At 72.2% G+C, this 3099-nt stretch carries 3 protein-coding genes and 1 pseudogene; 2 read left to right on the plus strand and 2 right to left on the minus strand.

What is annotated here, in order from left to right:
- Positions 1–855, plus strand: an 855-nt coding sequence (locus tag ACXJKL_RS18115) for an ABC transporter ATP-binding protein (protein ID WP_457208397.1), incomplete at its 5' end; no start/stop codon positions are given.
- Between the two features lie 74 nt (positions 856–929).
- A complete protein-coding gene (locus tag ACXJKL_RS18120; protein ID WP_457208398.1) occupies positions 930–2039 on the plus strand; it encodes a UDP-glucuronic acid decarboxylase family protein in 1110 nt (369 codons plus the stop codon).
- A gap of 148 nt (positions 2040–2187) precedes the next feature.
- Here ACXJKL_RS18120 and ACXJKL_RS18125 read toward each other — a convergent pair.
- Positions 2188–2712, minus strand: a pseudogene (locus ACXJKL_RS18125) (sulfotransferase domain-containing protein); the annotation flags it as partial.
- Positions 2699–3099: hypothetical protein (locus ACXJKL_RS18130; RefSeq protein WP_457208399.1), on the minus strand; the 401-nt coding region annotated here is incomplete at its 5' end. The gene ACXJKL_RS18130 and the pseudogene ACXJKL_RS18125, both read right to left, overlap by 14 nt.

The following is a 3099-nucleotide window of genomic DNA, read 5'->3' on the forward strand; positions in this document are numbered from 1 at the left end:
GACATCGCGATGGTGTTCCAGAACTACGCGCTCTACCCGCACATGTCGGTCCGCGACAACATGGCCTTCTCGCTCAAGATGGCCAAGATGCCGTCGGCCGAGCGGGACCAGCGGGTCGCCGAGGCGGCGCGCATGCTCGGCCTCGAGGAGTACCTCGACCGCAAGCCCAAGGCGCTCTCGGGCGGCCAGCGCCAGCGCGTCGCGATGGGTCGGGCGATCGTGCGCAACCCGCAGGTCTTCTGCATGGACGAGCCGTTGTCCAACCTGGACGCCAAGATGCGCGTCCAGACACGCACCGACATCGCCAAGCTGCAGGCGGACCTGGGGGTCACCACGGTCTACGTCACCCACGACCAGGTCGAGGCGATGACCATGGGCGACCGGGTGGCGGTGATGAACCTCGGTGTCCTCCAGCAGGTGGACACACCCCTCGGCCTCTACGACCGGCCGGTCAACCTCTTCGTCGCCGGCTTCATCGGCTCGCCGCAGATGAACCTGCTGAAGGCGCGCGCCGACGAGTCCGGGCAGGCGCGCATCGGCGACTACCTGGTGCCGGTCGACCCGGCCGCCGCCTCGCGGATGTCCGGAGCCATCACCGTGGGCGTCCGGCCGGAGTCGTGGCGGCAGGTGTCGGCCGACGCAGGTGGCCTGCCCGTCCAGGTCACGGTGGTCGAGGAGCTGGGCGCCGATGCCTTCGTCTACGGCACCTCCGACGTCGAGGGCGTCCCCGGTTCGGTGATCGTGCGGGTGACGCAGCGGGACTCGGTGAAGAAGGGCGACGTCATCCACGTGACCACGGACCCGCGCGACGTCCACGTCTTCGACACCGACACGGGGGAGCGCCTCAGCGCCTGACCGCCCGTCCCCCATTCGAGGGATGAGCCTCGTCCCACGTCGCGCCGGGAGGCGGAGCGTGGCCATAGTGGCGCATGACTCAGCCGCGCGTGGTCGTCACCGGCGGCGCCGGCTTCCTGGGGTCGCACCTGTGCGAGCGCCTGCTCGCCGAGGAGCACCGGGTGACCTGTGTCGACAGCTTCCTCACCGGTCGCCCGGAGAACGTCGCGCACCTGGCGGAGCACCCCGGCTTCGACCTGGTGGAGGCCGACGTGACCGAGGGGCTGCCCGTCACCGGCAGGGTCGACGTCGTCCTCCACCTCGCCTCGCCGGCGTCGCCCGCCGACTATTTGCGACTCCCGGTCGAGACCCTGCACGTGGGTGCGGTCGGCACGCTGCACGCGCTGACGTTGGCGAGGGAGCACGCGGCCCGCTTCCTGGTCGCGTCGAGCTCGGAGGTCTACGGCGACCCGCGCGTCCACCCGCAGCCGGAGTCGTACTGGGGTCACGCCAACCCGGTGGGCCCGCGTTCGGTGTACGACGAGGCGAAGCGGTTCGCCGAGTCGCTCACCACCGCCTTCCGCACCACCCACGGCGTCGACACCGCCATCGTGCGCCTCTTCAACACCTTCGGGCCCCGGCTCCGCGTGGACGACGGCAGGGCCGTCCCCACCTTCATCCGCCAGGCGCTGCGCGGTGAACCCCTCACCGTCACCGGCGACGGCTCCCAGACGCGGTCGCTGTGCTACGTCGACGATGCCGTGGAGGGGCTCCTGCGGCTGGTGCGCTCGGGGCATCCCGGACCCATGAACCTCGGCAACCCGCGCGAGATGTCGGTGCTCGACCTCGCCCTGCTGGTCCGCGACCTGGCGGGCTCCACCAGCGAGATCGCGTTCGTGCCGCGCCCCGTCGACGACCCGACGGTACGACGCCCGGACATCGCCCTCGCCGGCCGCGAGCTGGGCTGGCGCCCGGTGGTCCCCCTCGAGGAGGCCCTGATGCGCACCATCAGGTGGTACCGCGATCGCCCGGAGGTGGCGGCCAGCCCCAGCGGCGCGCCAGCCCGAGCCCGTAGGTCTCGTCCACCAGCCACACCTCTGCCGCGAGCTCGGCCTGGACACGGGACCGTTCCTCCGGCGTCAGCCTCGGCCGCTCGTCGGCCAGCGGCCGGTACAGGGCACGCTGCACCAGCGGTGCGCTCCTGACCCTCCCCACGAGGTCACCGCCGTCCCGCTCCCGCAGCGCGTGCGCCCCCCAGCTGACCAGGCGGGACACCGCCACCGACCTCGCCCGACCGGCCGGCAGCACCGGCTGCTGCGTCGCCGCGTCGAGCACCAGCCGTTCGACGCCGAGCCACGAGCAGACGGCGTCGAGGAAGGCCTGCGGGTCGGCCTGGAGGTCGTCGAAGACGGCGACGTGCAGTGCGTCCCTCCCGAACCGGCTCCGGAACCGCTCGAGCTGGGTGCCGTAGCGGCCGTGCTCGAGCAGCTCGGGATAGCGCTCGAGGGCCTCCAGGAACGTGCCGGCCCGCCATCCCGACCTCAGCATGTGCAGGTAGGAGGAGAAGGCGCGCTCGGCCGGGTCACGCAGGGTGACCATCAGACGCACCGGGTCCCGGTCCCAGAACGCGGCCATCCGCCCGGCCGCCTCGGGATGGGCCAGGTAGTCCTGGCAGATCTCGCCCCGCACGTGGTGCCGCGCTCCGGCGCCGTCGAACTGGCTGACGTACCAGTCGCGGCCGCGTTCGGGGTGGCGGTCGAAGAAGTACAGGCCCTTGGCCGGCGTCAGGAACACCTGCGGGTGCGTCCGCAGGACCTCGTGCAGCCACGTCGAGCCGGCCTTGTCCGGCCCGATGTAGACGAAGTCAGGTGGCCCCATCGGCCACCTCCGGCGGGGTCGGGTCGCCGGTGCGGTACGCCGTCAGGAAGAGGTTGGCGCTCCGGAACAGCCGGCCGTCGGCCCGCAGCGGGGCGTCGTACAGCCGGCGCAGGGACCGGGGCCCGAGGAGGGCGGGGACCTGCCAGAACCTCCAGAATAGGTTGGCGCCGTCCTTGAGCAGGGGCGTGAGGCCGGCGTCCTCGAGGAGCGCCACCAGCGCGGCGGTGTCGTAGTTCGTGTGCCACCCCCGCTCCCAGGCCATGTCACCGCGCAGCCCGTCGGAGTCGTCGGCGAACCGGGTCTCGTAGGTCTCCCGACCGAACCGCGCCGCGTACACCGCCCGGTGCACCCGGGGGACGCGGAACTTCGCGTTGTCGGGATCGAGGA

The organism is Nocardioides sp. P5_C9_2, assembly GCF_054049555.1.

Bases quoted from the DNA above. Each gene is read 5' to 3' on its own strand.
- ACXJKL_RS18120 (WP_457208398.1), top strand. From the start codon at position 930: ATGACTCAGCCGCGCGTGGTCGTCACCGGCGGCGCCGGCTTCCTGGGG.